We start from the raw sequence: 4,470 nt of genomic DNA, 5'->3' as shown, positions 1-4,470 counted from the left end.
ACTACGAGCGACTCAGCGTCAGCTTGCAGCAACTCCATTTCGTCGTCTTCGCCTGCATCATGCTCGCCCGACACGCCGCAAGTTCATAACAGGCTCTAGTAGCAGGAACAGTGGCTTTTGGGGCGTTAGTTTCGGGCGGGCCTAGGTAGCTGGCGGGCAAATCGCCCTTACTCACGACCAGCTTTTCGAGCACCACGCCGGGGTCGACGCGCCAGAATTTAAGCACGTGCGCGCCGGCCGCGGCCACATTGTGCTGCGAGGTTTTGAGAATAATGTCGTTGGCCACAGCTTTTTCCCAAATCAGGTTGCTCTCGCCGGGCTTCATCCCAGTGTGCAGGTTGATAATCTGCGGCGCTTCCTCATCCAGCGACACGGCGTAGCGTAGGCCAGTGGTGTTGGTGAAGTCCAGCGTTGGGGCCAGGTAGGCGCTCACCGTCACGGGGCCGGCCTGGGTCAGATTAATGCGGTACTCCAGGTGCGGGCTGCTGCCGCCCGGTGTGGCCGTGGGCGCGGCGTTGGTGGGGTAAGCGCTGACGGCCCCCGCCGTACGGCCCAAATCGGGCAGGCGCTGCCAGGTGATGGGGCCGGCGTTGATGGCCTTCGTGTACTGCTCCGCCTCAAGCGACACGTAGGCATCGGCGGCGGGCGGCGCGGGGGCGGGTACGGGCGTGGCTACGGCGCCGGCGGCCAGCGTCATCACGGCGGGCATGATGTCGGCGCGCTCATCGTGCCAGGAGGTATAGCCGATGTGCATCTGGTCCATCATGTGGTCCCATTTGCCGCCGGCTACGGCGTGGTAGCGCGCCTTTATTTCGGCATCCTTGGCAAACAGCGCCTTTGCTTTTTCGGCCAGGGCGTTGGTATTGGGCTGGTTGGTCTTGGCCGCTTCCCGGTTGAGGGCCACCGTGTAATACATTTCGTTGAGGTTGGCGCAGGCTTGCACCGGATGCAGCACTAGCTCGTAAAAAGCGTCGCGGTCGGCGGCGGGCAACTGCTGGTTGATAACTTCGGCGCGGGTGAGCAACTGGTTGTACTCACTTACTACGGTCGCCCATTCGCCGGTGGCCAGGCTATAGGTTTCGGGGGAAATCAACTCGGGCTTGCGGCGGCCGTTGTACTTGGCATACTTAGCCATAATGTCGGCAATGTCCACCGCGTATTTTGGCCCAAACTGCTGAGCCGCCCAGTGCTGGGTGTAGGCCGCAACCTGGTTGGCCTTGATGTTGTCGGGGTTCCAGGCGTAGTCGAGGAAGAACGAAATTGGCAGCTCCATCGGCTTGAGGTCGCCCACGTTTACTATCCAAATCTGGTTCACGCCGTTCTCGTGGGCCAGGTGCATCTGCTCCCACACGCGGGGTAGCGGGTTGGTATTCAGCCAGCGGTAGCTGCGCGGCCCGCCCACATAGTCGAAGTGGTAGTATATGCCGTAGCCGCCCTTGCGGGGCTTGTCGCCGAGCTTGGGCAGCTTGCGCAGGTTGCCCCAGTTGTCGTCGCAGAGCAGCAGGGTCATGTCGTCGGGCACACGCATGCCCTTATCGTAGTAGTCCTGCACCTCCTTGTAGAGCGCCCAGAGTTGAGGCGTCTGGTCGGCGGGCTTGTGGGTCTCCTCGGCCAGAATCTGGCGTTGGTCGGTCACTATTTTTTCGAGCAGGGCAATATTGCTACCCTCGCTCATGGGCTCGTCACCGTCGCCGCGCATGGCCATCGTTACGATGCTTTCGTGGTTGCCCATGTTGCGGATGCCCTGCCGCCAGAAGCGGCGCAGGGTAGTGTCGTTGGTCTGGTAGTTCCAGGGGCCGTGGCCGTAGCGCTTCCACTCCTGCTGGGCGCGCTGCATGGGCTCGTGGTGCGAGGTGCCCATCACGACGCCGTACTCGTCGGCCAGCACCGGGCTCAGCTTGTCGTCGTTGAAGGCGTTGCCCCACATGGCGGGCCACAGGTAGTTGCCCTTCAGGCGCAGCAGCAGCTCAAACACGTGCACGTACATCTTGGAATTGATGCCGTCGAACTTCGCCTTGGCCCAGCCCGTGAGCGCGGGAGCCTCGTCATTCAGGAAAATGCCGCGGTATTTCACCGCCGGCTCGCCCAGCGTGTGGCGGGCGGCCGAAATGAGCAGCGTGCGCTGCGGTTTCACCGGCACATCGGCCCACCAATACCACGGCGACACGCCAATCTGCTGCGAAATATCATAGATGCCGTAAATGGTACCGCGCTTGTCGCTGCCGGCAATCACCAGGGCCCGGTCCACGCCCGGCATCGGGTTAGCTACCACCTGCCGCACAAATACCTCCCACTTGCCCGCTACCCCACTCACATCCAGCTTCTTCTGCTTCACCAACGCGTCAATCAGCGCACTTTTACCGAGGGTGCCAATGAGGACAACCTCCTTGCCGCTCGGCGCTTTGGTGGTGCTAAAGGCGGGCGTGAGCGTGGTCACGCGCTGCACGTCGGCCTGCAGGTCGCGGGCGGCGCGCAGCACCCCCGGCCAGTCGTTGCCGCTGGCGAAGATGGCGGCCGTTTTGCCATTAGCCGCCAAGGTAAAATCACCGGCCTTTTTGGCACCGGGTTTCGGCTGGGCCTGAGCGGCGGCGCTGCTCAGCAAAAGCAAGAGCACCAGCCACAGTGAACCGCGTGTGGAAATGGAACGGCTGGGAGGAAGAATCATCGGAGCAAACGTTAATGTCGGGGTAGGAATAATTGATTATCGCCTCCGCGGGGGGAGGCGCCCGCGGAGGGCGATAATCAATTATTCAAGAAGTCAGCGAGCAAACTCCTACTTAGCCGCTTGCACCACCGCCTGAAAGGCCGGCTTGGGCTGGAAATTCCGGTCAAAAAGCAAGGGATAGCTGGTGCGGCCCCGAATGGGCCAGTTGTTCAGCCACGAATCGGCATCGGTGACGCCCCAGAGCGTGATGCGGTCAATCACATCGCGGTGCTTGTGGAACAGGGCAAATAGGTCGGCGTAGCGCTTGGTGAGCTGCTGCTGCACTGAGTCGGGCAGGCCGGTGGTGTACACGTTGTATTTGGCGTCGGCAGTAAACGTGTCGGCAATATCGGCGCCCTGTCGGCGGCTCGGGTTGGGCAGCACGTCGATGTCCAGCTCCGTAAAATTGACGTGGACGCCCAGCTTCGCAAACGCCACAATGCTGGCTTCCACCTGCTCAATGCTCGGCTTGGTGAGGCCATAGTGGCCCTGCATACCAATGGCCGTTACCTTGATGCCCTTGGCTTGCAGACTCTTCACCAGCTTGATAACGCCCTCCCGCTTTTCGGGGCGGTAGAGGCTATAGTCGTTGTAGTAGAGCTGCGCTTTCGGGTCGGCCTTGTGCGCGTATTCAAAGGCTTTAGCGGCAAAATCCTCGCCGATGATTTCCAGCCACTTGGTTTTACGCAGGTCGCCCTGCTGGTCGTCGATGGCTTCGTTGAGCACGTCCCAGCCCGCGATTTTACCCTTGTAGCGGCCCACCACCGTGTTGATGTGGTCTTCGAGCCGCTTGAGAACCATCTCCCGGGTGGCCGGCTTGCCCGCCGCGTCCTCAAACACCCATTTGGGCGTTTGCTGGTGCCACATCAGCGTGTGGCCGATAACCCACATCTTGTTTTGCTGCCCGAAAGCCACGTAGTCGTCGGCGGGCTTGAAGTTGTACTGGTCGGGCTGCGGGTGCACGGCCTCCCACTTCAGCAGGTTTTCGGGGCTGATGGTATTGAATTGCTCCTTAATCAGGGCCGTAGATTTGGCATCGCGGCCGCTAACCTGCCGGTTGTTGAGGGCGGCGCCCACGTAAAAGTCCTTCTTATACACCGCTTTCAGGGTGGGGACGGCTTTGGGGCCAAATCCCAGCGCAAGGGCAGCCAACGCGGTGCAGGACAGTATCTTACTGGTTTTCATACGCATAGCAGGGTCAGGAAGGGCAACATTGCCGCCTCCGAGTTTCTCAAATCAGCGTCGGTGGCCAACGGCCGGAACGGAGGGGGTAGGGCGGCCGGTCGGGGCCCTATCCGCTCATAACCGGGGCCCAAAAACACATCGTCCTGCGCTTGTCGAATACCTTCCCCCGTCACATTACTCCAGTTAACCGATGAAAGATTAACGAAGCGGCAGAGATGCTTCGACAAGTGCAGGACGACGTGTTTCGTAGTCAACTACCAGCCTAGATATACTGATTGATGATGCTTTCCAGCCACTCCTGCTTGCCGCTGCGGGGCGTGGGCTCGCCCGACTCGTGCGCAATTTTGCGCAGGTCTTCCAGCGTGAGGCCGCCCTGGGCGAACTCCGCGCCCTTGCCCGCGTCGAACGAAGCGTAGCGGTCGGTGCGGAACTGCTTGTAGGCAGACTTTTCCAAGATGGCATCGGCCGTGACGAGGGCGCGAGCAAACGTGTCCATGCCCGCAATGTGGGCCACAAAAATGTCCTCCAAATCGGTCGAGTTACGGCGCGTTTTGGCGTCGAAGTTGATGCCGCCCGGCGTG

At 61.0% G+C, this 4,470-nt stretch carries 2 protein-coding genes and 1 pseudogene; all 3 read right to left on the bottom strand.

Annotated features, from left to right (window positions below; genetic code table 11):
• Window position 1 precedes the first annotated feature (1 nt).
• Window positions 2–2,665, bottom strand: coding sequence for a glycosyl hydrolase 115 family protein (locus tag BEN49_RS11690; protein ID WP_083326018.1), 2,664 nt, complete (start codon window positions 2,663–2,665; stop codon window positions 2–4).
• A 108-nt stretch (window positions 2,666–2,773) separates the two neighbouring features.
• The gene (locus BEN49_RS11685) at window positions 2,774–3,889 is read right to left on the bottom strand and encodes an endo-1,4-beta-xylanase (protein ID WP_083326017.1); all 1,116 of its coding nucleotides are present in this window, start codon (window positions 3,887–3,889) and stop codon (window positions 2,774–2,776) included.
• Window positions 3,890–4,151: 262 nt separating this feature from the next.
• Window positions 4,152–4,470 (bottom strand): annotated as a pseudogene (locus tag BEN49_RS11680) (xylose isomerase); the annotation flags it as partial.

The sequence above is a fragment of the Hymenobacter coccineus genome (assembly GCF_001816125.1).
In the GTDB taxonomy this organism is placed as follows: Bacteria; Bacteroidota; Bacteroidia; order Cytophagales; family Hymenobacteraceae; genus Hymenobacter; species Hymenobacter coccineus.
This window is presented reverse-complemented; position numbering and strand designations above follow the sequence as displayed.

Excerpts from the sequence above, each read along its gene's own strand:
- BEN49_RS11690 (WP_083326018.1), bottom strand. The coding sequence starts at position 2,665 with ATGATTCTTCCTCCCAGCCGTTCCATTTCCACACGCGGTTCACTGTGG.
- BEN49_RS11685 (WP_083326017.1), bottom strand. The coding sequence starts at position 3,889 with ATGAAAACCAGTAAGATACTGTCCTGCACCGCGTTGGCTGCCCTTGCG.